Below are 24,772 nucleotides of genomic sequence, written 5' to 3'. Positions count from 1 at the left end.
TTTAAGAACATCAAAGTAGCCAAAGGAGGCTGTGTCGTAGCAGGACAGGCAGAACTATCTCATATTGATGTGGCTTTACTCAGCGAAGAACAACGCAGAAAGTTGGCAGAAATCTATGCTGCCTACAACCTAGCCCTTACCGTGGCAGACTCGCTAGCACCAGAGATATCTGAGACGATAAACAACATTGGAGAGTTTATCCAAAAGCTCAAAAATGACGTAAGTAATTATGTAGGCGGAATACAGGATGCCAAAAAGATGAAAGCCAACTTTAAGTTTGCTGAAAAGTATGCCGAAACCCTACTGAAAGACCCAACATTACCAGACAGCACACGTCAAAAGCTATCGAATGCCTATCAAACAGCCCTAGAAACAAAAGACTTTTTCTGCAATGGTACAGATTGTAACACCACAAGTAAGGACGGCAAAGGTCCCAATATCATAGAGGAACTCATCACCCCACTCTGTGAGCAGAACAAAGCCAAGTTGTTGGCGCTGAATGAGGCCTTAAAAAGTGCATCAAATACTGCCTCTTCTTTGTATGATTATACTCAGCAATACACTACCTCTATTGATTTAACTGTACTTGAAACCAATACTGATAGAGGCAAGCTCAAAACAAATGAATGTGGTGAATATTTGATGTTACTTGAGACAAGTTCCGTGGGAAGTCCTTCCTTGGGTATTCCACCGAGTTCGGTACTGGTAGCTCCCAAAGGTAAGCAAGCAGCATCAAGTCAGTTTACAGAAGTAGAACTGTATCAATATATTTTACTTCGAGAAATGTACAGTTCAGTAGTTGACTGTAAAACGATAGCCTTATCAAGTAACTACTACATAGATGGCAAGTATAATGAAGCATTATACTTTGTACGTTCGTTTCTTCAAGAAAAGAGCTACATGGGAGCTAGTCCCTCTGTCAATGCTCAAATCCGAGATAGGCTTATCAGAGGCTTGTTAGAGAGCACCTCACCCGATTTGGCAGTAAGTGCTATAAAAAAATATAGTAACCTAAATGCTTATTTCAATGCTAGTAGTGTATTAGAATTTGCCAAGAGCTATGCTGTAGCAGAAGTAGGAGGCAAAATCGTACTTAGCACACTAGGAAGAATCGCAAAACACCCACTCATAAAAAATGCCGTTGGGAAAATTTTAAGTAAATTTACTACTGGGACGGGGGATTTAGTTAGAGGACTTACCAAAAAAGACTTTATTAGTACTGTTGGTGATTTTGCAAATGGTGAAAACGCACAAATTGCAGATCAAGCTTGGGACTTGTGGAAATATGAAAAGTGGGGACAACTAGAAAATTTATTTAAAAAATATAATATTAATGGTGGATGGCCGCCAGCGAATGGAGGATATAATATTGTTGATGATATACCCTTAACAAAAGGAATGAAATTTGATAGATATCAGGAGTGGTTTAAATTAGGTGATAATGGTAAGCCTATTCTAGGAGGAAGTTTTACTTCACCAATTAATGGTTCTCCATATAATTATGCTCAAAGAGCTTTGAGAGTTTCAGAAAACCAAAATTCTTTATATTATGAGATTGAAATCTTGAAAGATTTGCCTATTAAAGGGCAAAGTGCAGATGTTATTCCTTGGTTTGGTCAGGTTGGCAAAGGAAAACAGATGATGTTTAAATTTCAACCTAAGGGAAGTAGTTATACAAATTTTCAAAATTTAATAGATGAAGGATATATAAACATTACAATTAAATCTTCACCTAATGGACAATACATTAATTGGGTAGGAGAAGTCTTTAAAAAATAATTTCTATGAAGAAAATTGATATAAACAACCCAATTATTTTAAAAAATAAAATCGCATTGTCTACAAATATTTTTGAAGGCAGTACTATTTATGAATATGGAGTAGAAGTTAAATTCAAATGTCCTATTTGTCAAACAAATAATAATGTGATAATTGATGATAATACTGGTAATCTACTTGAAGATTTATATATACGAAAGAAACTAATTACCAAAAAAGAAATTTTAAAGAATAATATTGCAAAGGAAAGCCCTCATATATATAGACACTTGGGGGAATTAATGATTTTTCAAAATTTAAGTGCCTTATATCTTTTTTCTAAATGTAACAACTGTGAGGCAAAATTTATGACATCATTTAGTTTTGGAGAGTCTCAACCAAGTAGGAATGTTTGCTATATATCAGGAGTATGGTTAATAGATGAAATTAATACGGTATAAAATAGGGCGTGTAAATTAAACTGTGTTAACTTTGAACATCAGGTAAATTGGTTGCAAGTCCCTTATTGGATCCAAAATTACATGACGTAGTGTAACTATTTAAATATCAAATACTTGATATTTTTATTTTTAAACACAATGAGATACAACTTGTTTATTTTTAACGAAGAAATAAGAACACCTTATAAAGAAAAAATCTTTTTTCCGTCGTGGCACATTAGTGAAGAGAAATATACCTAGAGTTTATAAATACCCTCAGATCGCTAAGAGTTAAGGGTATTTTTTATGCCAAAAGCTATCGAGTACCTACCAAACAGCCCTAGAAACAAAGGACTTTTTCTGTAATGGGACAGATTGTAATATTACAAGTAAAGATGGAAAAGGTCCCAATTTCATAGAAGAACTTATCTCCCCACTCTGTGAACAGAACAAAGCCAAGCTGTTGGCGTTGAATGAGGCAATTGCTGAAATTGCAGAACAGAAACTTCGCTGCAATCCCTTAAAAGACATCGTATTATGGGGAACAGCAGAGGTTACTCACACAACTTTGGTGGAGCGAGGCTCAGTAGAGAGTCGAGCAAGTGAAAGAGTTCAGATAGGAGATTGCTATTTAACACCACACTATTGCTCAGATGGGAAATTGGTTGGCTATAGCGTTTCGCTTTATTCAAAAGATAACCGCTTTAATCGTATCATTTATCAGGTAGGTTCAGACTATGTACAAAAGGGATACTTTAAGTCCAACTATAGTCGTTTGATGGGAGCAGCAATGCTTTATTATGGTTCAGGTGACCCCAGCGAATCAGTCAAACGCATGGCAGCAGGAGTAGCCACCAATAATTGGACATTGGCATGGGATGGACTCAAAGAAGAGTGGAAAAACTGTATAACAGACCCAGTTTGTGCCGCAACTTTATTAATTTCAACTGCTAATGGGGCTGTGTCTGTTTTAGATGCTGGATTTGAAATAACTCGTATCAGAAATTTAAGAAAAACTGATATGGCAAAACGAATAGAGGAACTTGGTAAAGATTTGGATAAAGGTAAAACATCCCTATCAGAAGGACAAGCAGGAGCAGAAATAGAAGAAATGTATGGATATTTTGAAAGATATAAATCTACATCTGAAAAGAAAGGTGATTGGGTTTCTATAAGTGGAAAGTACAAGGGAAAAACGTTTGATGAATTTGGAGGGGAATTTGGAGAAAATGCTATAAGGCAGTTTGCTTTGAAGTCAAAAGAAAAAAAGTTATTTTTCCAAGCTATAGATAAACATTTTACTAAAGCAGACTACGTTGTATTAAATCTGACGGAAATGAAAAGACTTCATCCTACACTGTATGAAGAAACATTGGATTATATACTTAAAACATTTGGAGATTCAAAACTTGTAAATATTACAAAATAACATGGGGCAAGAGTTTATTATTTTTGGTGAAAAGTCTTTTTTGATGAATAGTTCCATAATCTCATGGATACAGAAATATATGGAGTTATTTTTACTACAAAAAGAACATCCAATCTGGTTTTATGAAGTTTTAGAAGATTTAAATTCAAATTTTTTTATGCCTTATATAAAATATTTTTTTGATAAGGATATCATTGGAGAGGATAAAGAGCGATTAACTTATTGCTTAGAAATGCTAGACTTAACTATCTTACAAATGCAATCCACCAGCAAAAGAGAGTTTTTCGATTTTATTAAAGAGGATATAAAGGGTACTTGGTGCGATATCTCACATGAATTTTATAATGACGAATGGTTTAATGATGAAAAAAACTTTAAGGAATATTACATAGGGTCTTTACTGAAGCTAAAAGATTTGATGCAAGAAGGAATTTAATTAATATTTCCAATTTGATAGTATTATGAAAACAAAAATACCCTCAGCTCGCTAAGAGTTAAGGGTATTTTTTTATCCCATAAGCTATCCAGTACCTACCAAACAGCCCTAGAAACAAAGGACTTTTTCTGCAATGGTACAGATTGTAACACCACAAGTAAAGACGGCAAAGGACCCAATCTCATAGAGGAACTCATCACCCCACTCTGTGAGCAGAACAAAGCCAAGTTGTTGGCGTTGAATGAGGCGTTAAAAAGTGCATCAAATACAGCATCCTCTTTGTATGATTATACTCAGCAATACACTACCTCTATTGATCTAACTGTACTTGAAACTAATACTGATAAAGGCAAACTCAAAACAAATGAATGTGGTGAATATTTGATGTTGCTCGAGACAAGTTCCGTGGGTAGTCCTTCCTTGGGTATTCCTCCGAGTTCGGTACTCGTAGCTCCCAAAGGTAAGCAAGCAGCATCAAGTCAGTTTACGGAAATAGAACTGTATCAATATATTTTACTTCGAGAAATGTACAGTTCAGTAGTTGACTGTAAAACGATAGCCTTATCAAGTAACTACTACATAGATGGTAAGTATAATGAAGCTTTATACTTTGTTCGTTCGTTTCTTCAAGAAAAGAGCTATATGGGAGCTAGTCCCTCTGTCAATGCTCAAATCCGAGATAGACTTATCAGAGGCTTGTTAGAGAGTACCTCACCGGATTTAGCAGTAAGTGCTATAAAAAAATATAGTAACCTAAATGCTTATTTCAATGCTAGTAGTGTATTAGAATTTGCCAAGAGCTATGCTGTAGCAGAAGTAGGAGGCAAAATCGTACTTGGCACACTAGGAAGAATCGCAAAACACCCACTCATAAAAAATGCAGTTGGAAAAATTTTAAGTAAATTTACTACTGGGACGGGTAGTCGAATAATCAGAACTCTTGATGAAATAGCTCCCAATGGTGCAATTCCACCAAATAGCCAAACAAACAATCTATTTCATAGGTGGTTTGATGATTTGCTCCCTGAAGAACTTGATTTAGTTTTAGGAAATTCAACTCTCAAAAAAGAATTAGAAAGAAGAATAAGATGGCCTGGAGGAGAACATGAATGGTGTATGGTTTGTGAAATTAAAACATTTAAAAGTTGGGAAATACCCATGGCTGAAATACATAGATTTAGAACCAAAACGTTAGATTTGACAGGGGTTAATCCTAATACAGGTGCTGTTTTTACCCATGGTGGAGCAGGATCTACATTGTTTCATAACGAATTAAGAACTGTAATTCAATCAAGTAGCTCATTAGCTGATTTTAACACTCGATTAATGCAACTAATTAATAGATGGCAAATTAATCCGAATTTATTACCTCCTTTAATTAAATAAAAAATGAAAGAATTAATAAAAGACTGGGATAGTTTTTGTAAAGGCTATGAAGAATTTGAAGACGGCTATTTTTATACACTTTTTATGGAAGGTATTTCCATTGAAGAAATAGAATTAATATATAAACCCTTTCCTAATTCTGATAAATTAGTTGAAAGAATGAAACGTTACTTATTTACTAAAACATCAAGTATCCATGATAATGAGAAAAGAAATAATTTAGATAAATTAATAAAGCTTGATTTTGAAGAAAGGAAGCCAATACTTGAATTACTTCCAAATTTTTCACAGTTTAATAAAAATCCAAAATTTACGTACATAGCTGATAAAGAATTGGTTTTAAGTTTAATGCTTGATGATATATGGATACAGGATTTTCACGATTATATGTTTCGCCAAACTATAATTTCAAATCAAAGAGAATATGAATTGAATAATGCCCTATATGGTCTAACTTATGACTTTGATTACCAGTTATTTTTATTTCAACCGTTATTGAACACTACATATACAGCAGATTATCTTTTCCAATTCAAAAAATCAGGAGGAATCTATGCGATTACGATAGATGGTGTTTTTTATACGGTTACATGATACTTTGTAATTTACTTTGCTCAATAAGGCCGTGTTATAAGTATAAAATACTTGACTACACCTGCGGACAACACGACGTACCTTCAGGAGACATTATCCAAGTAAAAACAGGGGACGAAATAGCGATAAACTCCATCGCCTTTGAGGTAGTAGACCTCGATGGCTCTGGTAATGGCAAAGGTATTGTGAAAGTACCTATGTTTAATGGGGACGCCTAGTCAATGCCAAACTGGGCGTTGAATTAAAGAACATCAAAGTAGCCAAAGGTGGCTGTGTCGTAGCAGGACAGGCAGAATTATCTCATATCGATGTAGCCCTACTTAGCGAAGAACAACGCAGAAAGTTGGCAGAAATCTATGCTGCCTACAACCTAGCCCTTACCGTGGCAGACTCGCTAGCACCAGAGATATCTGAGACGATAAACAACGTTGGAGAGTTTATCCAAAAGCTCAAAAATGACGTAAGTAATTACGTAGGCGGAATACAAGATGCCAAAAAGATGAAAGCCAACTTTAAGTTTGCTGAAAAGTATGCTGAAACCCTACTGAAAGACCCAACATTACCAGACAGTACACGTCAAAAGCTATCCCATACCTACCAAACAGCCCTCGAAACAAAAGACTTTTTCTGCAATGGTACAGATTGTAACACCACAAGTAAGGACGGCAAAGGTCCCAATATCATAGAGGAACTCATCACCCCACTCTGTGAGCAGAACAAAGCCAAGTTGTTGGCACTGAATGAGGCGTTGGAACAAGCTCAACAAATGATAGCTGAGAAAGAGACTGAGCTTATCGTTGCGGGAAGTAGTATCACTTGTGGCTGTTCTGGACTTGACGATATCCTAACCTTTGATAGAGATTGTAAAAATGTAATATTAGCTTTAGAAAAGCTCAAAAAATCGATAGCCACAAAAGCCATGTTACATAAATTTGAGGCTTCAATAACTGCGATAGGTCAAATAAAAATAGGAGATGTCTGTATCGACAAAGTATATATCCATGCTCAAGAAAGCCCAAGCTTTGAGGTATTACTCTCAAGCAAAAAGAAAACAACAATGGGAGTAGAGTTTGATGTTAGTAATTCTACCAACAAATTTAAAATAGACATCCAAGACACCGAAGCTAAAGATGTTAAAATCGATGCTGTTTGGAAGTATTTGGGAAACTCTAGTATTGACCCTAATTTACCAGTAGATGTAACTCTTTTAACACTAAGTACAAAAGGTGAAACGTTCCTCAAAAAGCAGGAAGCTGTCATCACCCACGTTTATAATGATGCCAAAGGTGGACGTTCTAAATATTGTGATGAACATGAGGGGCATAGTACGAGTGAATGGTTCTGTGAAAAAAGTAACCATTACTACAATGAGATACTAGGAAAACCAACCATTGGTCTAGGACATTTAATTACATCACAAGACGAGCTAGATTTGTATTGTAGCCAAACGTTGAGTATTGATGATTGTATGAAATTATTTAGAGAAAAAGACCTACCTAGGTACGAAACTCCATTGAAAAACGCTGTGGATGTAAAACTTACACAATATCAATATGATGCTCTAGTAAGTTTCGTCTTTAATACAGGTTCAGGAGGATTGAGAGATAGAGGACTATTCAAAAAATTAATTAATAAGGGAATTTTTGATGAGGATAAAATAAGAAAAGAGTTTGAAAAGTGGCATCAGCCGACCATTGTAATACCAAGACGTGATGATGAAACGGAGTTATTTATTAATGGAAAGTATACATTTAGAGGAATAGAAATAAATTAAATACTTATGAAATCAATATTAAGAATACTTCTTGTAGTAATTGTTGTCTTTCATTGTAAAGGACAATCAAATGTTAATCCACTAATTGGTACATGGGAAATTATTTCTCGGGAATATATATACCAAAAGAATGAATTAAGGTATTCCTTTACAAAAGAGGAAAAATTAGCTTATTTGGGACAAAAAGTTGTATTTACGAAGGACAGCGTACTGTCCTTTACTACAACAATATCAGAGGGGTTAGTAAGTCCAATTAAATATCGCAAAAGAGAAATTTATGTAGATAATTTGGATTTTGAAGGAAATCTTGTGTCGATTTTAAAAAAGAGAGGGAATAAGGTGCAAGAGTTTACGATAACTGAGATAAACAATAAACAATTAAAACCCTCAGAAGAATATACTTTTTACTATTTTAATGATGGAACATGTGGATTCTTGATGGATTTTTCATTTTTCTTCTTAAAGAAAATAAGTTCTTTGAACATTGGGTATTGGGAAAAAAATGAGTTTGGTGAATCAATAATAAAAGGGAATTATTCTGAAAATATAGCTATCCCTGTAGATAAAAGGAAAAAAATTATACATATCAGTTACATACCAAACTTGACTGGAGAAAATTTATTTTCTATTGAGGCTGATAAAGGGACATACGCAGATAAATGGATCAAAGTTTTAAAAATCAAGGATAAGAATAATCATAACTTTATTCAGAAGTTTATTTATCTCGATGATAGCATAAAAAATATAAGATTATTCGTAGGTGGTTCTGAAGCACCTCTTAAAGATGGATGGATAATAAAATATCGTTATTTAGATAATGTCTTTAAAGTAAAATCTACAAAAGTATTTATTAATACTTCTGTTAACGTATCTTCGAGTATATACCTCATCAAAGGCGATGAAGTAGAGATATTAGAAGAGAAAGGAGAGTGGCTCAAAATCCGTTATTATGGTAAAAAGACTATCGAAGGTTGGATAAAAAAGAGAGATGTAGAGTAAAAGAATATAATTCTTTAAATAAGAAAGCCCTCAATTTTTTATAAAAGTTGAGGGCTTTCTTATTTAATATCCAAGATGCTGAAAATAAAGACGTTAAAATCGATGCTGTTTGGAAGTATTTGGGTAGTAAAGCTCAAGAACATCAAGCCACATTCCCTATTACTGGAGCGCAGTTGCATGAGATATTTTCGGGAACTTCACAAGAGAGATGTGACGAAGTGGCAAGTATTATCAATAAATATAGTGATGAATATGGGATTGATAATGCTGAAAAAATGAGCCATTTTATTGGGCAAATAGGAGCTGAAACACAATTAAAAACATTGGATGAAAAGTCATATTCGGCTTCAAGAATTTTAACAGCCGATAAAACAAGGACGCTTAGAACACACAATGGAAAAAAGGTGCTAAAATATTGCTCACTTTTTGAAGGATATTCCTCAGATGGAACGGGCTGTCCATATCCTTATTGTGATGAAGATATAGTAGTTCCTGAGGGTAGCTACAGTGGTAATTATGCAACTACAACATTTATGCAAGGAATGGGTAAAGCAGTAAAGAGTATCATGGTAGATGAATTACCCCGAGACCCTAATTTTTTTAGCGTGGTATATGCTTGTCAGTTAAATAATGGTGGCATAGAAACTGGAGATGGGAATCGTTTTAGAGGAAGAGGTTTCATACAAATCACAGGGCAATCCAACTACCAAACAATGGTACAAAATAAGTGGAATCAGGTACATGGGGCAGGCACAAAAGATTTTATGTGTAGAAGCACAGAATGTGACAAAAATCTAGATGAAATTGCCAATGATTTAGATTTCTCAATGCTCATATCACTAACTTTCTGGAAGGCAGGAAATACAAATGAAAAGGCAAAAGTAGTGAATGATGATGCGATTGAACTGGTCACTAAAGCAGTAAATGGAAAATTAATAGGAATTGACAATAGAACTTTATACACAAACAAAGCATATGAAATTCTCAAATAAACTAATGATGGTTTTGCTTTTCTTAGCAAAAATTTCTCTGGGACAAAGTAGTCAAGTCTCCTCAAATCTCAAAGATTTTGAAGGAATATGGCTTTTTATTCCTCCTGAATGGAGTAATGATACTTCGTTTTTTGCTTTTGACTTTTTTAATAAGTCAAATAAATTGACTTTATATTATAGAAAAAATAAAATAACTGTTCACAGCTTAGGTCCAGATATTATCGGCTTTGCTCCTCAAAACAAAGAAATTCAAAAGTTATCAGATTTAGTTGAAGTTGGTACACGAATGTATTTTTTTACACCCAATCCAAAAGCTCCCAATGATAGTATCAAATACTTTGAAGAAGCCAGTCCTAGTTGTTTGGCTATGTACAATGGTATAGCTGGAGAGGAAGAATTTAGTCCGCCTGAAAAAGATAAGCCCAATTATTTCACCTTTAATTTTAATGGAAGAGAAAATGAATATCATCAACAAATACATCATTTACCTAATCCTGTAGTGCAAGCTCTTTGTCGTAATAGTACAGAAAAAATCAAAGTAGAGGCATTCTTAAAAATCAGGTATGCTATGATTAAAACTATTAAAACTTTTTTATACAAAGAACCAAGTGTACCTAGCAAAATGTATTTACTCCAAAACGACCCTGTAGAAGTAGTTGAAGAAAAAAACGGTTGGTTGAAAATTAGATATTATCCAGAAAAAAATGGTGAATGGATAGGTAAAACTATCGAAGGCTGGATAAAACGAAGTGATGTAGAATAAGTATTTATACAAAAGCTCTTAACTATCTGTTAGTTAAGAGCTTTTTATGTATGTAAAGTCAGATTGCTTAACAAGTCCACACATCCCAACCTCTTCAACCACAGGCGGCAAAAAACAAGCAATAATGAACTTGTATCAACTCAAACTTGCCGAATGTTTGGATGATAGCAATGTACTACAAGAAACCCAAGAGTATGCTGAGAATACGACGGAATTACTTAACAATTACACTGATTTTGAAAACTTGGTAAGAAATAGCCAATTGAAATGTGGCTGTACAGGTATCATAGACGATTACACTACCCCCGATGGCAATTGTCAAAGTGTGATATATTACATAGAGCTATTAAAGCGTGATATCTCGCAAAACAAAAGCAGTCATAAGTTTAAGAACTCAGTAGGAGCTACGGGTCAGCTAAGTGTCAATAATTTTTGTATTGACAGATTACAAGTAAAGTTTATGGGAGATAATATAGAAGTAGACCCACAAAGCAAACAAAAAGCAAGTACAGGGATAGACTTTTCAGTACCCAACTCAAGCAATATTGTCTTAAGCATCAACGTATTAGATGAAGAAAAAAAAGTAGAAAAAATCGACGCCGTTTGGAAGTATTTGGGTAGTAAAGTTCAAGAGCATCAAGCCACTTTCCCTATTACTGGAGCACAGTTACATGAGATATTTTCGAGTACCCCACAAGAGAGATGCGACGAAGTGGCAAGTATTATCAATAAATACAGTGATAAATTTGAGATAAATACCCCCCTGAGAATGGCACATTTTTAGGACAGATAGGCACAGAAACAGTTGGGTTAAAAAAACTCCAAGAAAGTACTTGTTATTCCTCAAAAGACAGAGAAGTCATCTTGACTTTTTGATTTTCTTCATTGCGATGATAATAAATGCTGTAAAGTGAAAACCTATCCAACTTGAAAGCGTTGTATCGAATCGATTTAACAAGGACCTGTAACTATCTATTCATGCATTAGTTCTTTCAATAGAGTATCTTTCTTTATAGAGATCTTCGTCAATGATGCCAGACCCATTATCGTCAGTAGAGTTCCTTTTATTAGTGGCTATATTGACGATAATTTGTTTTTGATGACAAAGTTGATGTAAACTTTCCGCATCAAATCACAGCGGCGAACCGCCCAGCGTCGGCATTCATAAATAGTCCACCAACTGAAATAGTAGCGTCTTCTAAAATCTTAGTGAGTTCTCCAAAAGTGTTCTCAATGTTAAATAAATCATTGTGATTACCTGAAACTGGCGTTGACATAGCCAATACAAGTCCTTGTTTATCAGTCAAGTAAAGTGTATTGGTAGTTTTTCTCTCCTTTCTACCTTGATAAGCAACCTCTTCACCACCTCGAATACATGACGAATGACTTCCATCTAAATTTACCACTGAAAGGTCGAAAGAAGACTTGTATTTTTTCAAAAGTTCTATCCAACACTTTTTCCAAATACCTTCCTTACACCAACGGCGATAATGTCCGAAAACAGTTTTGTAGTGAAGAGCACGAGTGCTGAATAAGCTTTCTACAGGCAATAAATGCCATTGAATCCCGTAACGTGGTTAGCAGTTTTAATTTATAAAGAATACAGTTAATTATTTCACTAAGAGGTACTTGTGGCTTAAAACCTCGTTTTATTTCAGGTAAATAACCAATTATTTCTGATTCTATTATATCTTTGCTGAGTACGTAGTACATAAAAAGGTTGCTTGGTATGGTTCGCAAAACAAATATCAGCAACCTTTTTTATTTTTAAGCAATTCTACCAAAAGTCAAGATGACTTCAATAATTACAGTACTACACCAAAAGTTGAAGACACCAATTATGAACTCATTGGAACAAATACAGAACATCCAAGTGAATGATAAGCAAGCGGACTTTTTGGAAACAGTCATGTTTAACTTATCCAGTGATGGCGTAAAAGTCGCTGGTATAGTAGGAGGGATTGGTTCTGGAAAGTCTGTTACTTTGGCGGATTTGTTAATGGTTATGAAAGAAGAGTTGCCCAGGGCAAAAGGGCAATTTGCTTGTATTACGATTACTCAAGCAAAACGTTCTTTGATGCCAGGATTAAAAGCAACTTGGGGTGACGAAAATAGATGGAATTGTAAAGCTTACAACTGGGAAACGGGTCACGGCGAATATGTGCTTTGGCGTGAACCTCCCAAATCTTTTGACAGGCCTTACCAGGAACCAGACGACTGGAGTAACTGCATAAGTTTTCCGAATGGTTTTGTAGTAGAGCTTTGTGCTTATAAGTTAACACCCGATATACACCGTGGTAGAAATGACGATTTTGTTTTGTTGGATGAGGGTCTATTGTTCAAACGTGAATGGCTTAAAATCCTTCAAGGTAGAATCAGGGCCAATAAAGGAAAATACCACTCCAATTTACATTGGGGTTTTTATTTCTTTTCGTCACCACCTTATGGCACAAGCGGGGACTGGATGTTTGACTATGAAGAATTGGCGAAAAAATTTCCTGAGAAATATTATTTCTGCCATATCAAGACCAAGGATAACCAAGCGTTTTTACCACCCGATTTCATAGACAACCTAAAAGAGACCCTAACGGATATTGAGTTTGATGTTGAGGTAGAAGGAAACAGACTGGGCAAAACACCAAAGACGTTTTACCCAGCCTTCAATTTGCACACCCATTGCCCGGAGGAGCTGGAGTATTACCAAGCCAATAAACCCTTGGAATTGTCGGTCGATTTCAATGCCCACTTTACAAGCTGCACTATATGGCAGCCAGAAGGGTGGGAGCTACGAGAAATAGCCGATGCCTTCGTAAAGACCCCAAAGAACAACATGACCATGGCTGAGACCTTGGCTAATAAGGTGGTGGAGATATACGAGAAGCACCCTAAAAAGGTAGTGTATATTACAGGGGATAGAAACGGGGGGAGTAAATCAGCCGGTACTAAAATGCGTGACGGGAAATGGCTTACTTTATTTGAGCTTTTTTCTGAAGTGTTTTCAGATGCTGGTTGGGAAGTGTATTTGCATCCCCTAACTTTTAACCTGGAGGGTAAGGAAAAACATTTTCTGATACATGAAATTCTTTCTGAGAAAAAGCCTGATGAATATAAGGTTAGAATTAATCCACGTGGGGCTAAGTCTACGATACGATCTATAGAGATGACTCCTATCAATGAGGACTACAGTAAGAACAAGGACAGTGAGACCAAGACCAGCGTGCCACAGGAGCAGGCCACGCACCTATCGGACACCGTTGACTACTACATAACGTACAAGCGCAACCAAGGTATGGGTCACTTACCAATGGGCTTTGAGATTGACTTCATGTAGCTTTCAGATATTCGCCACAACCCAAAGTGGAAATTTCCACCACGGCAAAGGGCGGGCTTTGGATTGTGATTTGGCTGTTCTTATTCTCTTTTATGATTGATTAATGTTTTAAATATTAGGTAGTTATAAATGTTTCTTGTTTGGAAAGAGTGCAAGTTTTTAAAATGCTTTAGCTGAAGTATAATTTTTTGAGGCATTCAAAGGTAAAATTCGAAACATACATTAGATAATTTATTTTAACAAGCTTGATATTATTCTTTTCATATAGCGTTATAATACCATTTTCAGTGTTATTAAGTGATACATTAACAATATTGGTTTTAAAAATACTGCTATGTTTCTGTAACAAGAGAATACACTCATTATAAATGAAAATTGTTTTCGGCTTGTTTGTTTTATTTTCAAAAATTAAATTTTCTATTTTTTTGATATGTTCCTTTTCAATTAATTCATTTCTTGTTTGTTTATTTTGCTTTTGGAGTTTTTTATTAAATTCATTTTTGAGGACTTTGTCTTTGTAATTTGGTGGAGTAATGTTGAAGGTGGGAACATTAATGATTTCTAAGAAAGAAACTCTTTCAGCATAGCTGGAGTCTAGTTTCAATTTTGTGAATCTACCATGATAGGTATCCCCAGCATCTGAATAATTATTCGATATAAACGGGTGATGCTTTTTATATTTTTTCCAATATAGAACTCCATCACGAAGATATTCTTTAAGTTCCTCAAAGATTACTTCATTATGAATATTGTATCCAAAATTTGCATCTTGTCCAAGGAATATAAAGTCTGCATCTTCATAGTATTGTCCCTGATATGGTTTTTCAAGGAAGAGATTTTGTAACTCCTGATTTGGGTGTTTACCAAAGTATATTTGTTCGCTCATAGTGTGTGCATTATATGATGCAAATATTTAACAATCTAGGATAAAATCCTAGATTGTTAAGCGTTTTACCTCTCCATCTCCAAAATCACCCGGCGCTCGTCGGCTTTACCGTATGCCTCAAGCGATCGGTCGGATTTGAGACCTAGTAAAACCTTGACAGCTTCTTTACTCCAGCCTTTTACATTGAGTAACCAGTCTGTTAAGGTTTTTCTACCAGCTTTTACCGACAGATCCTCATGAAAATCAAGCTCGGCGGCAATGATTTTTAACCAGGTATTCATTTTCTGATTCGATTTGATTGGGAGATTTTCCCAACCGCCGTATTTTTCAATTATATCGTTAACCTCTTTAAAAAACGGAACTTTCGCTTTTACGTTGGTCTTTACTCTTTCCCAAAAAATCCAGTCTTTACCGTCTAATCCTTCCACGATAGCCTTTTTGTAATCTGTCTGGATATTCCTCAAATCCTGATAGTGAAAACCCGTACGACAATACACAATAAAGACGTCGGCCACTTCCTGAGCAGACTTGTTTTTAAACTTGTGAGCCTTGAGCTTTTCAAATTGCTCGTCGGTCAAATACACATGGGGCTTTTGTTTATCCATAGGTATTCGATAATAATGTAGAGGGTTTGTAGGTAACATTTTGTGTAAAACGGCCCAGTTTAAAAGCCTTTTGATAGACTGTGAGTACTTCCTAATAGTAGCTTCTTCAAATTTTGCCACATTGGCCAAATACCTACGATATTCTATAAAATCCGCCAGCTCGAAGCTTTCCAAATACATCATGTGTTGTTTTTTCGAAATCAAGAACTCTAAGAACTTCTCTCGGTGGTTTCGATAGGTTTTAATCGTTCCTTCAGATAGGTTCGGGTCACGCTTGATGTCGATCATGTAGCGATCAAAAACCTGCATAATTGTCAGGTCGTCTTGATTCTCGTAAGCTTGCTTGATTTGTTGGGCTGTGAAGGGCTTTTTCTTTCGTAGAAATTCATTGTAAATAGCGAGTAGCTCTGTTCGTTTAGCAAGAAGTTGTTCGTTTTTAAAAGAATGATGTGGGTCTTGAGACTTTACTGTTTTAGTGGCTGTGTCCCAATGATCAACGAGTATTTCGATGTTAGTAGAACCAAGTTCGACACGTTGGCCATCGACTGTTACCCGGAGGTAGATTTTAGCATAAGCAGGATTTGAACATTTGTGTTTCCAGAAAAGAATCTCCATTCTTTTTGATTGTTTTTTTTCATGTAGACTTAAATTTTAAAAGTTTCGGGAGAACTTTCAAAATTTTAGCCACCATCGTTGAAAATCCATGTTATCAACAAAATATCAAGGGTTATACACAAGGTTCGAAAAATGTACTGCCACCTTGACATGGAGGTTGAACCTCGGACGCCACCGAAAAATTAAGAAACTGAACCAAAATGGGGAAAAAGGGGCTAGAAATGCAAAAAGCCCATCTTTTGGATGGGCTTTAGTGTGGTAGAATCGTCATTTTGTGATTCTCAGTAGAGAGCGAGGGATTCGAACCCCCGGACCTGTTACAGTCAACAGTTTTCAAGACTGCCGCAATCGACCACTCTGCCAGCTCTCTGTGTTTTTTGATGATGCAAAATTAGTACTTTTTTACTTTGCCTCCAAATTCGTTCTGCAAAAAAATAAAATAAAATAAGAGCGAAAAGCTCCTTTCTTTGATTTTCAAGGAGATAAGGGATGAAAAAAAATTAAAAAAACTGTTTGGGGTAGTAGCTCAACTATTGATTTTGGCATATTATTGGCTTTTTTCTGTAAATTCTTTTCTAACTGTGACCTTTTTGCAAGCGCCCTATGCAGAATTATCGGAGATTGTTTCTGACTGTTGGTAAAGGGATTTTTGGTCTGAGAATACATTCTTGTTAAATGAGCTTAAAAGGAGCTTAAATTATACCCTCAATGCCACGTTTAGACTTGGAAGTATTACCACTTTTATTGTAACTTGTCATTCGTTTTTCCCAGACAGAAAAGTATATGATAAATAAAATAGGTCAATTCCTTAAAAATCTTGGAGTTAAACTTTTTCGACTGATTTGGTTTTTGCCAAACCTATTATTAGAGAAAGTCCTTGGTAAACAGAAACTCGCTGCTTTCTATCAACAATTTAACTCGGCTCAAGAACAATACGAAGAAAAGAAAAATCAACTGCTCGATTCACTTGGAGTAGATAAAGATGCTCAATACTATCTTGTAGTACGTAAACTTTGGAAGGCTTTTGCTTGGACAGTCTTTGCAGGAGTTTTCTTTATTTTCACGATTGAAAATAACTTTTTATGGCTTACAGGGGAGATGCCTTCCGTAGGTGAACTACAAAATCCCAAGCTCTCACAGTCTTCTGAGATATATTCTGCTGATGGTGTATTATTGGGTAAGTTTTTTCAAGAAAATAGAACGCCTATCAAAAACTACAAAGAGCTTTCTCCTTATTTAGTAAAAGCTTTGATTGCAACCGAAGATGCCCGTTTTTATGAGCATTCGGGGATTGATTATCGTGCTATGTTTGGTGTAGCTGTTGGTATTTTGAAAGGTGGTGAACGTGGAGGTGGTAGTACTATTACCCAGCAGTTGGCCAAAAATCTTTTTAAAACTCGTAAAAAAGAAGGAATTGCTAAAAAAGGCTTGCTAGGAGTGATACCAGGAGTAAAAACTTTGATTATCAAGACTAAAGAATGGCTTACTGCTATTAAATTAGAACGTTATTATACCAAGGACGAAATCATTTTGTGGTACTTAAATACCGTTGATTTTGGTAGCAATTCGTATGGAATTAAAGTCGCAGCCAAACGTTATTTTAATACTTCTCCAGATAGCTTAAATATTCAAGAGGCAGCAGTATTGGTTGGTATGCAAAAGGCAACTACGACCTACAATCCCATCAAATATAAAAATAAACCTTTGGATGAAAACAAATCTTGGAAAAGAAGAAATGTAGTTTTGTCTCAAATGGTAAAATATGGCTTCTTAAAGCAAACACAGTATGATTCGTTGGCAACATTACCTATTGTTTTGAAAGAACATGAGGAATCGCCTTATGATGGGACTGGTAATTATTTCAAAGTAGCTGTTGCTAAATACCTAACCGAATGGGCTGCTAAAAATGAAATCGAACTTGATTTGTACCGTGATGGTCTAAAAATTATTACTACGATTGATTCTCGTTTGCAAACCTACGCTGAGGATGCTGTTTCGGAAGGGATGCGTAATATTCAGAAAACTTTTGATGGACACTGGTCAGGTAAAAATCCTTGGGTGGACGAAAAAGGAAATGAAATCCCTGGGTTTATCGATACTGTAGCCAAGCGTACCGAATATTATAAATCTTTGGTAAAACGTTTTCCTACCAATCAAGATTCGGTTTGGCATTATATGAAGAAAGTGAAGCGTAAGATGTGGGTGTATTCGCGTAATACAGGTGGCGAAGAGCAAATGGAAATCACTCCTTACGACTCTATTCAATACTATAAAAAATTCTTACAAGCAGGGATGATGACTATGGACCCTTTTACGGGACATATCAAAGCATGGGTAGGTGGACTAGATTTCAAGTATTTCAAGTATGACCACGTTCGTCAAGGTAAGCGTCAGCCTGGTTCAACTTTCAAGCCTTTTGTATATACCGCTGCTATTGATGGCCCGAAAGATCTTTCTCCTTGTTATGAAATGAAGGACGAACCTTTCGAAATAGAAGTAGAGGAAAAAGGAGAAATGAAGCTTTGGCGTCCAAACAATGCAGATGGACATTTTAGCTATCAAACTATGCCTATCAAGCGTGCGTTGGCAAAATCAATTAACTCTATTACTGCTAGATTGACAGATGAAGTTGGGGCAGACACTGTTATGTATTATGCCAAGCAAATGGGTATTGAAAGTCCATTACGCCCAGTGGCTTCTATTGGCTTAGGTTCTTTTGATGTGTCTTTGTATGAAATGGTAGGAGCTTATTCTGCTTTTGTGAACGAAGGTATTCATGCTGAACCTTTATTGGTTTCTGAAATTCAAGATCAAAATGGTAATGTAATCCAACATTTTGATGCTCAGATTAAGAGAGTTATTAAAAAGGAATCTGCGCAATTATTACTTAACATGTTACAAGGAACTATCTACGAAGGTGGTACAGGTAGCAGTTTGTTGTGGGGCGATGGTGCTAAATTATTACCAGAAAAGAATCGATACGCTCCAGCATTTGCAGGTAAAACGGGAACTACTTCTAACCACTCTGATGGCTGGTTTATGGGGATGACCGCCAATCTCGTCACTGGGGTTTGGGTCGGAGGTGATGACCGCTCGATTCACTTCCGAACGGGGGCTTATGGAGAAGGTTCCAAGACAGCAATGCCGTTGTATCGTAGGTTTATGCTTAAAGTGAAAGGAGATCCTGATTTACAGCAATACCATCCTGTACCTTTTGAAAAATTGGATCAAAAGAAATTCACTAAACAGTTTAATTGTACTGGAAACTGGTGGGGCGAAAGTCGTTCTAGTAACGATAGTACTGCTGTTTCTTCTGATTCTTTGGGCGGAGGTACTAGTGGTGGTGTCGAGGTAAAACCTGACTCTACGAACTAATACTAAAGATTTGAACTTTTGAAAAACACTAATATAAATTTGCTTTACAAGTTGGAAAGCAAGATGTATTAAACAAAGTAAGAATAGGCACAGGGTAATTTTTAGTTTAGCGCTAAAAAATACCCTGTGCCTATTACCTTTGTAAAAACAACAAAAAAATGGTTACTAAAGAGGAAATAAAACTATACTTCGAAGGTTTACAAGACCAAATTTGTGCTGCTTTGGAACAAGCGGATGGTGCTGCTAAATTTCATGAAGATTTATGGATTCGTGAAGCTGGTGGTGGAGGTCGTAGTCGAGTGATTCAAAAAGGGAATGTTATCGAAAAAGGTGGCGTTATGTTCTCGGCGGTTTGGGGTGACTTACATGAGAAAATGTTGGCTTCAATGGGGCTGAAAGAGAAAGTAGATTTTTTTGCTACTGGAGTATCTATCGTTATTCACCCACAAAGTCCAAAGGTGCCAATTATTCACATGAATGTGCGTTATTTCGAAATGAGTAACGGTGTATTCTGGTTTGGTGGTGGTATAGACCTGACTCCGCATTATATCGTAGATGAGGATGCTCAATGGTTTCATCAGCAATTAAAGGACGCTTGTGATAAGCATAATGTCGAGTATTATCCTAAATTTAGAACATGGGCTGACGACTATTTCTTTAATACTCATCGTAATGAAACACGTGGTATCGGCGGTATCTTCTTTGATTATCAAAAAGTCGATGAAACAAGAGATAAAAATCAGCTATTTGAGTTTGTGAAATCGATAGGGGAGGCTTTTGCGCCAATTTATACCTATTACATGAATAAGAACAAGGATATTCCTTATACCGAGCGTGAGAAAGAATTTCAGGCACTTCGTCGTGGTCGCTATGTTGAGTTCAATTTGGTGCATGATCGTGGAACGAAGTTTGGTTTAGAAACTAACGGCCGTACAGAATCTATTTTGATGAGTATGCCTCCAATGGCTCAATGGGTTTATAACTACCAAGCCGAAGAAGGTTCTGAAGAAGAACGCACACTTTCGTTGTTGAAAAAAGGTATTGAGTGGGTGTAGGGTAATTTGAAAATTTGATGATTTGAAGATTTGAAAATGATTTATAATCACATGATAAAATTAGAAAGATCGCCTGTTAAAAATAACAACTAACTTTCGATGATACTAAAAAAGGCTGTTGATTTCTTAGAAATCAACAGCCTTTTTTAGTATTGAGTAGAAGTAAAAATTAAACCAATAATATATCTGAAGTACAATTTGCCGATGCCTTTTTAGTTATATATATTCAAATAACGAATATACAATTAACTAATACCGTCTTCTTACTTATCCATTAGTTCAAAGCTTATAACAGCTTTTAAAACACCTCATTTTCAAATCTTCAAATCACCAAATTTTCAAATTATCAATAAACATATTTTCCATTTCCTGTTACCTTAAATGTCTTGAGCTGTTTGTGAGTTTCAAAATACTGATAACGTGGTTGGAGTTGTGCCCAAAATTGTTGCATGGCATCGCTATTGATGATTTTGTTGCCAAGCCAAGGACGCCAATATTCGATGTATTCTGAACTTTTACTGTACGTTTTTAACTCCTCAAACGATTTCTCATCGAGTCTTGCAGGGAAAATATCGACTGGGATTTTTTCTTGACCAGCATTTCTAGCTTCAATGGCCAAGATATATACCTCTTTTATTTTGTCGTCAGTGATAGGAATACAACCTGAAGTTACATTGGTGCCGTGGATGAATATATCTGAGCCAGGTTTGACTTTGTGACTCAAAATTCGGTCAGATTCATTTGGGTAATTTAGTCCTAACGAGAGATAAAAACTACTCATGGGATTAAAGCGATTAATATGGTAAAACCCTTCAGGAATTTGCATATCACCCTCTTTTCTTTTGGGACCTAACGACCCGCAATAGCCTGCAAAAGCATAATCAGTTATATGTCGAAATTGTTCTTCTCCGCGATTTCTACCCCAAATTTCTACTATTTTTTCATTTTTAATGGCTCTGAAATACAATTCCAATTGGCTGGGTTGTAAATGTTTGGAGGCCAATAAAGCAAAAACCGCTTCTGATTTTTGGTCATAAGCGGTTTGTACTCGGTCGTATTTCAATTGCAATGCCTTGAAATCTTCTACCATAAATGCTGTTGTCAAGAAAATAGAAGCAACTAATGTGCTGATTAATTTAAAGTTACGCAATGGGAATCTATTTTGGTTAAAAAGAAATTTTAATCGTTCTCATTATTGTAACCCTAGGTTCTATTCTGCTTTCCAAACGATTTTCTTTTGTTTTCCTACGATAAATACGATGCGAGTAGGACTAGGTAACAATATCAGACGAGCATTTGCGGCTGGATCGTCAACAAACTCTACTTCAACACCTGCATCTCTTCCGACTTCAATCGCACCATCGGCAGTTACTACGAATTTCTTCGCTAGGTAAGCTGTTGGTAATAATACGTCAGACTCTGGACAATATTCATCGTGTACTTCTTTCAAGATTCCTTCTAAAAAGTCTCCATATTCGTCGTTGAAGTCATCTTCCAAATCGTGAAGTTCTTCTTCAATGTCATCATAGCTAGCGTGGTCGTAGCCCATTTGGCTCAATTCTACTCTTTTCTCGAATAGGGCTAGTAAAGCTTCGTCTAATTTTTGCAAATCCATTGTTGGGAATGTTTCGTGTTTTGACTTTTTCCGAAACCAGGTTCGGGTGTTATTTCAAGTTTTTTAAGATACTTGAGATAAAAGAAATTTCACAAAAATAACAAATGACCTTTAACCTAATAGCATAAATTAAAAAATTTCGCTGAATCGTCTATACCAAAAAGTTAAGAATAGATAAATCCCAAGGTTTTTCGGCTTGATAAGTCATGAATCCTTTTTCTATAACCAAAGGTGAAGGAATATTGTTATGATAAAGTTGTCCTGTACCCAATCCTTGCGGAAGAGGGTTGGCAAATTCGGCAGCAAACTGTGTAATCGCATTAAGTCCAACATTTGACTCTAGCGCTGAGGTCATCCACCAACCAATCTTAAGTCGGTTGGCATTTTCTATCCACTCTCTACATTGTTGAAATCCTCCCACTAGTGATGGTTTGAGGATAATATATTGAGGCATAATTTTTTTGAGCAATTTATACTTCTCAGGATATTCCTTCATGCCGATTAATTCCTCATCGAGTGCAATAGGAAGTGGCGAAGTTTGGCATAACTCGGCCATAATTTCGGTATTCCCTTGTTTGATGGGTTGTTCAATAGAATGAAGCTCATATTCGGACAATCGCTTGAGTTTTTCGAGTGCCGTATCAAAGCCAAACGCACCATTGGCGTCTACACGTAGGGTGATTTCATCTTTGGAAAAATGCTTGCGGATGTAACCCAACAACTCACATTCTTTTTCAAAATCAATCGCACCAACTTTCATTTTGATCGTTGTATAGCCCGCCGCTAGCTTTTCATCAATCTGTCGAAGCATAAACTCTTTATCGCCCATCCATATTAGCCCGTTGATAGGCAAATTACGTTGGTTTTGATGAAAACCATTGTCATAAATGACTCTTTTGCCGCCATTTAGTAAGTCTAACATGGCAGTTTCGAAACCAAAAACGATAGAAGGGAAGGATTTGTCAAGAACTTGGTCTAAGATAATGCTCAAATTCCAAGAAAAAACTTCTAGGTCAAGCGTATTAAAATACTCGCAGATGCTCAATAATTGAAGCTCAAAATCTGGTCGGTCGTCGATGCTCAATCCTTTCAAAGGCGCACATTCTCCCAAACCGAAAACATGAGGGTTTTCGGTATCAAAAATTTTAATAAAATAACTATCTTTTTCTGTTAGAACACCCCTCGACGTTCCTGCTTCAAACTTGAAGTGGAGTGTATGTTTTGAAAAGACCGCTTTGAGACTCATTTTTATGTATTAATAAGGACGCAAATAGGAGAATGCCCCGTTTGGTTGATGACAATTATATTGGAAAAAGGCGGATAATGTGAAGACCTTAGAGGTTGAATAATAAATTCTTCAATTATCATAAAGCTCTTTCAGAAGCCCTGCAAAAATCTACTTGGCGTGGCTACAAAGTAAAAATTAAAAAACAATTTACGATTTTTTTACTTTGTAATGAATTGACTTTTAGAATATTGTCTAAAATTGTTTTGCCAGTTACTCGTTAAACTTTCTTAAAAGGGAGGTGAAATTAGTAAAAAGTCGTTACTCTTTCAGAATTTTGTCTTGTAAAATCGGTCAAATAATTGAATTTATTTAAAAATCGATGTTCAATTAACTTATGAATATTATACTAATAGGTCTGTTGCGACCTTTTTCGATATTATATGGTTGGATTACCTCTTTCAGAAATCTACTTTTTGATTGGGGAATAAAATCGTCAAAATCTTTTGATTTACCCATCATCAATGTTGGCAATATTACCGTTGGTGGAACAGGCAAAAGTCCCCATGTCGAATACTTGATTCGACTACTACAACCTTACTATTTACTCGCAACTTTGAGTAGAGGCTACGGTCGTAAAACAAAGGGGTATCTGTTAGCAAATCCACATTCTACAGCGGAAGACCTTGGCGATGAACCGATGCAATTTTATCAAAAATTTGGACATCAAATTTCTGTAGCCGTTTCCGAAAAAAGAGTTTTAGGCGTATCCGAACTTATGACAGGAGTACATCCTGAGGTAATCGTGCTAGACGACGCTTTTCAGCATAGAGCCATCAAGCCATCCTTAAATATCGTTTTGATTGATTTTCAAAGACCTATTTTTAAAGATTTTCCTTTTCCTGCGGGACGCTTGCGCGAAAACCGAACTGGACTGAAGCGAGCTGATATTGTGATTGTGTCCAAATGTCCAGACAATCTTGGGAAAGCACAGCAACAAGGTTTTATCCAAAAACTCAAGCCATATTTGAATGAAGCTAGTCCAGTATTTTTTTCGACAATTCAATACGGTGAAGTTACTTCTTGCATAGATGACTGGGTGCTCCAAATACCAAAGAAGGTAGTATTGCTGTCGGGTATTGCACAACCTCAATTGTTTGAAAATTATGCAAAAGCTACTTTTGAAATCATTGAAAATATCGTTTACCCCGATCATTACTCTTATACTAAAGCCGATATTGAAAAAGTTTTAGCAATACTTGAAAAAGCAGAAATAGGAGCCCAAGGCGTTTTAATGACAGAAAAAGACATGGTGAAAATAAAACCTCTGTTGGCAGACTTTCCTGATAAACAGCACCTTTTTTATTATTTACCTATTCAAATTGGTTTTGATGCCAATCAGAAAAAACAATTTGACGAGCTGATTTTGAGTCATTGTCAAATGCACGTATCTTAATTCTCACAGATATTATGCCGAAGGATTCGGATAATGGA

At 35.9% G+C, this 24,772-nt stretch carries 21 protein-coding genes, 1 tRNA gene and 1 pseudogene; 16 read left to right on the top strand and 7 right to left on the bottom strand.

Annotated elements, in window-relative coordinates; translation table 11 throughout:
• Positions 1 to 69: 69 nt before the first annotated feature.
• The 12 genes from QM481_RS01605 to QM481_RS01550 all read left to right on the top strand — a co-directional run bounded on the left by QM481_RS01605 (position 70) and on the right by QM481_RS01550 (position 11,355).
• A complete protein-coding gene (locus tag QM481_RS01605; RefSeq protein ID WP_283380399.1) occupies positions 70 to 1,779 on the top strand; it encodes a TNT domain-containing protein in 1,710 nt (569 codons plus the stop codon).
• Positions 1,780 to 1,784: 5 nt separating this feature from the next.
• Positions 1,785 to 2,219: a hypothetical protein gene (locus tag QM481_RS01600; RefSeq protein ID WP_283380398.1), complete on the top strand. Its 435-nt coding sequence runs from the start codon at positions 1,785 to 1,787 to the stop codon at positions 2,217 to 2,219.
• 448 nt (positions 2,220 to 2,667) lie between these two features.
• Positions 2,668 to 3,627: a hypothetical protein gene (locus tag QM481_RS01595; RefSeq protein ID WP_283380397.1), complete on the top strand. Its 960-nt coding sequence runs from the start codon at positions 2,668 to 2,670 to the stop codon at positions 3,625 to 3,627.
• A 1-nt stretch (position 3,628) separates the two neighbouring features.
• The gene (locus QM481_RS01590; RefSeq protein ID WP_283380396.1) at positions 3,629 to 4,063 is read left to right on the top strand and encodes a hypothetical protein; all 435 of its coding nucleotides are present in this window, start codon (positions 3,629 to 3,631) and stop codon (positions 4,061 to 4,063) included.
• A gap of 279 nt (positions 4,064 to 4,342) precedes the next feature.
• Positions 4,343 to 5,449 carry a hypothetical protein gene (locus QM481_RS01585; RefSeq protein WP_283380395.1) on the top strand — a complete coding sequence of 369 codons (1,107 nt, stop codon included), beginning with the start codon at positions 4,343 to 4,345 and terminating at the stop codon, positions 5,447 to 5,449.
• A 3-nt stretch (positions 5,450 to 5,452) separates the two neighbouring features.
• Positions 5,453 to 6,043 carry a hypothetical protein gene (locus QM481_RS01580; RefSeq protein ID WP_283380394.1) on the top strand — a complete coding sequence of 197 codons (591 nt, stop codon included), beginning with the start codon at positions 5,453 to 5,455 and terminating at the stop codon, positions 6,041 to 6,043.
• Positions 6,040 to 6,261 (top strand): hypothetical protein, encoded by a 222-nt coding sequence (locus tag QM481_RS01575; RefSeq protein ID WP_283380393.1) that lies wholly within the window; start codon positions 6,040 to 6,042, stop codon positions 6,259 to 6,261. Before QM481_RS01580 ends, QM481_RS01575 begins: the two co-directional genes overlap by 4 nt.
• 125 nt (positions 6,262 to 6,386) lie before the next feature.
• Positions 6,387 to 7,817 (top strand): lysozyme, encoded by a 1,431-nt coding sequence (locus tag QM481_RS01570; protein ID WP_283380392.1) that lies wholly within the window; start codon positions 6,387 to 6,389, stop codon positions 7,815 to 7,817.
• A gap of 6 nt (positions 7,818 to 7,823) precedes the next feature.
• Positions 7,824 to 8,816, top strand: coding sequence for an SH3 domain-containing protein (locus tag QM481_RS01565; protein WP_283380391.1), 993 nt, complete (start codon positions 7,824 to 7,826; stop codon positions 8,814 to 8,816).
• Between the two features lie 47 nt (positions 8,817 to 8,863).
• Positions 8,864 to 9,808, top strand: a complete 945-nt coding sequence (locus QM481_RS01560; RefSeq protein ID WP_283380390.1) for a glycoside hydrolase family 19 protein — start codon at positions 8,864 to 8,866, stop codon at positions 9,806 to 9,808.
• Positions 9,759 to 10,571, top strand: a complete 813-nt coding sequence (locus tag QM481_RS01555) for an SH3 domain-containing protein (protein WP_283380389.1) — start codon at positions 9,759 to 9,761, stop codon at positions 10,569 to 10,571. Before QM481_RS01560 ends, QM481_RS01555 begins: the two co-directional genes overlap by 50 nt.
• A gap of 124 nt (positions 10,572 to 10,695) precedes the next feature.
• Entirely contained in the window at positions 10,696 to 11,355 is a 660-nt protein-coding gene (locus QM481_RS01550; protein WP_283380388.1) for a hypothetical protein, read from the top strand.
• Between the two features lie 75 nt (positions 11,356 to 11,430).
• On the opposite strand, the pseudogene QM481_RS01545 reads toward QM481_RS01550, so the two are convergent.
• Positions 11,431 to 12,284: pseudogene (locus QM481_RS01545) on the bottom strand (transposase family protein).
• A gap of 127 nt (positions 12,285 to 12,411) precedes the next feature.
• On the opposite strand from QM481_RS01545, the gene QM481_RS01540 reads away from it, so the two are divergent.
• Positions 12,412 to 13,902 carry a terminase large subunit domain-containing protein gene (locus QM481_RS01540; protein WP_283380387.1) on the top strand — a complete coding sequence of 497 codons (1,491 nt, stop codon included), beginning with the start codon at positions 12,412 to 12,414 and terminating at the stop codon, positions 13,900 to 13,902.
• 169 nt (positions 13,903 to 14,071) lie between these two features.
• Here QM481_RS01540 and QM481_RS01535 read toward each other — a convergent pair whose 3' ends face one another.
• The 3 genes from QM481_RS01535 to QM481_RS01525 all read right to left on the bottom strand — a co-directional run bounded on the left by QM481_RS01535 (position 14,072) and on the right by QM481_RS01525 (position 16,378).
• Complete coding sequence (locus QM481_RS01535; protein WP_283380386.1) at positions 14,072 to 14,788, bottom strand: hypothetical protein; 717 nt, start codon at positions 14,786 to 14,788, stop codon at positions 14,072 to 14,074.
• A 65-nt stretch (positions 14,789 to 14,853) separates the two neighbouring features.
• The gene (locus QM481_RS01530) at positions 14,854 to 16,008 is read right to left on the bottom strand and encodes a phage integrase SAM-like domain-containing protein (protein WP_283380385.1); all 1,155 of its coding nucleotides are present in this window, start codon (positions 16,006 to 16,008) and stop codon (positions 14,854 to 14,856) included.
• Between the two features lie 285 nt (positions 16,009 to 16,293).
• Positions 16,294 to 16,378, bottom strand: a tRNA-Ser gene (locus QM481_RS01525).
• A gap of 413 nt (positions 16,379 to 16,791) precedes the next feature.
• Between QM481_RS01525 and QM481_RS01520 the strand changes: the two genes are divergently transcribed.
• Both QM481_RS01520 and hemF read left to right on the top strand, forming a co-directional pair.
• On the top strand, positions 16,792 to 19,383 hold the full coding sequence (locus QM481_RS01520; RefSeq protein ID WP_283380384.1) for a penicillin-binding protein 1A: 2,592 nt from the start codon (positions 16,792 to 16,794) through the stop codon (positions 19,381 to 19,383).
• 158 nt (positions 19,384 to 19,541) lie between these two features.
• A complete protein-coding gene (gene hemF / locus QM481_RS01515) occupies positions 19,542 to 20,438 on the top strand; it encodes an oxygen-dependent coproporphyrinogen oxidase (RefSeq protein WP_283380383.1) in 897 nt (298 codons plus the stop codon).
• Positions 20,439 to 20,784: 346 nt separating this feature from the next.
• Here the strand turns inward: hemF and QM481_RS01510 are convergent, their stop codons facing one another.
• The 3 genes from QM481_RS01510 to QM481_RS01500 form a co-directional block, all read right to left on the bottom strand.
• The gene (locus QM481_RS01510; protein ID WP_283380382.1) at positions 20,785 to 21,588 is read right to left on the bottom strand and encodes a L,D-transpeptidase family protein; all 804 of its coding nucleotides are present in this window, start codon (positions 21,586 to 21,588) and stop codon (positions 20,785 to 20,787) included.
• 60 nt (positions 21,589 to 21,648) lie between these two features.
• The gene (locus QM481_RS01505; RefSeq protein WP_095163519.1) at positions 21,649 to 22,053 is read right to left on the bottom strand and encodes a hypothetical protein; all 405 of its coding nucleotides are present in this window, start codon (positions 22,051 to 22,053) and stop codon (positions 21,649 to 21,651) included.
• A 151-nt stretch (positions 22,054 to 22,204) separates the two neighbouring features.
• Positions 22,205 to 23,299 carry an o-succinylbenzoate synthase gene (locus tag QM481_RS01500; RefSeq protein ID WP_166549558.1) on the bottom strand — a complete coding sequence of 365 codons (1,095 nt, stop codon included), beginning with the start codon at positions 23,297 to 23,299 and terminating at the stop codon, positions 22,205 to 22,207.
• 376 nt (positions 23,300 to 23,675) lie between these two features.
• On the opposite strand from QM481_RS01500, the gene lpxK reads away from it, so the two are divergent.
• Positions 23,676 to 24,734: a tetraacyldisaccharide 4'-kinase gene (gene lpxK, locus QM481_RS01495; protein WP_283380381.1), complete on the top strand. Its 1,059-nt coding sequence runs from the start codon at positions 23,676 to 23,678 to the stop codon at positions 24,732 to 24,734.
• Positions 24,735 to 24,772 lie beyond the last annotated feature (38 nt).

Origin of the sequence: Flectobacillus rivi (assembly GCF_030056655.1) — a bacterium.
Lineage (GTDB): Bacteria > Bacteroidota > Bacteroidia > Cytophagales > Spirosomataceae > Flectobacillus > Flectobacillus rivi.
Note: the sequence above shows the minus strand (reverse complement) of the source record. Positions and strands in the feature narration are given on the sequence as shown.

Excerpts from the sequence above, each read along its gene's own strand:
- QM481_RS01600 (WP_283380398.1), top strand. The coding sequence starts at position 1,785 with ATGAAGAAAATTGATATAAACAACCCAATTATTTTAAAAAATAAAATC.
- QM481_RS01590 (WP_283380396.1), top strand. The coding sequence starts at position 3,629 with ATGGGGCAAGAGTTTATTATTTTTGGTGAAAAGTCTTTTTTGATGAAT.
- QM481_RS01580 (WP_283380394.1), top strand. The coding sequence starts at position 5,453 with ATGAAAGAATTAATAAAAGACTGGGATAGTTTTTGTAAAGGCTATGAA.
- QM481_RS01575 (WP_283380393.1), top strand. The coding sequence starts at position 6,040 with ATGATACTTTGTAATTTACTTTGCTCAATAAGGCCGTGTTATAAGTAT.
- QM481_RS01565 (WP_283380391.1), top strand. The coding sequence starts at position 7,824 with ATGAAATCAATATTAAGAATACTTCTTGTAGTAATTGTTGTCTTTCAT.
- QM481_RS01550 (WP_283380388.1), top strand. The coding sequence starts at position 10,696 with ATGAACTTGTATCAACTCAAACTTGCCGAATGTTTGGATGATAGCAAT.
- QM481_RS01540 (WP_283380387.1), top strand. The coding sequence starts at position 12,412 with ATGAACTCATTGGAACAAATACAGAACATCCAAGTGAATGATAAGCAA.
- QM481_RS01535 (WP_283380386.1), bottom strand. The coding sequence starts at position 14,788 with ATGAGCGAACAAATATACTTTGGTAAACACCCAAATCAGGAGTTACAA.
- QM481_RS01530 (WP_283380385.1), bottom strand. The coding sequence starts at position 16,008 with ATGGAGATTCTTTTCTGGAAACACAAATGTTCAAATCCTGCTTATGCT.
- QM481_RS01520 (WP_283380384.1), top strand. The coding sequence starts at position 16,792 with ATGATAAATAAAATAGGTCAATTCCTTAAAAATCTTGGAGTTAAACTT.
- hemF (WP_283380383.1), top strand. The coding sequence starts at position 19,542 with ATGGTTACTAAAGAGGAAATAAAACTATACTTCGAAGGTTTACAAGAC.
- QM481_RS01505 (WP_095163519.1), bottom strand. The coding sequence starts at position 22,053 with ATGGATTTGCAAAAATTAGACGAAGCTTTACTAGCCCTATTCGAGAAA.
- QM481_RS01500 (WP_166549558.1), bottom strand. The coding sequence starts at position 23,299 with ATGAGTCTCAAAGCGGTCTTTTCAAAACATACACTCCACTTCAAGTTT.
- lpxK (WP_283380381.1), top strand. The coding sequence starts at position 23,676 with ATGAATATTATACTAATAGGTCTGTTGCGACCTTTTTCGATATTATAT.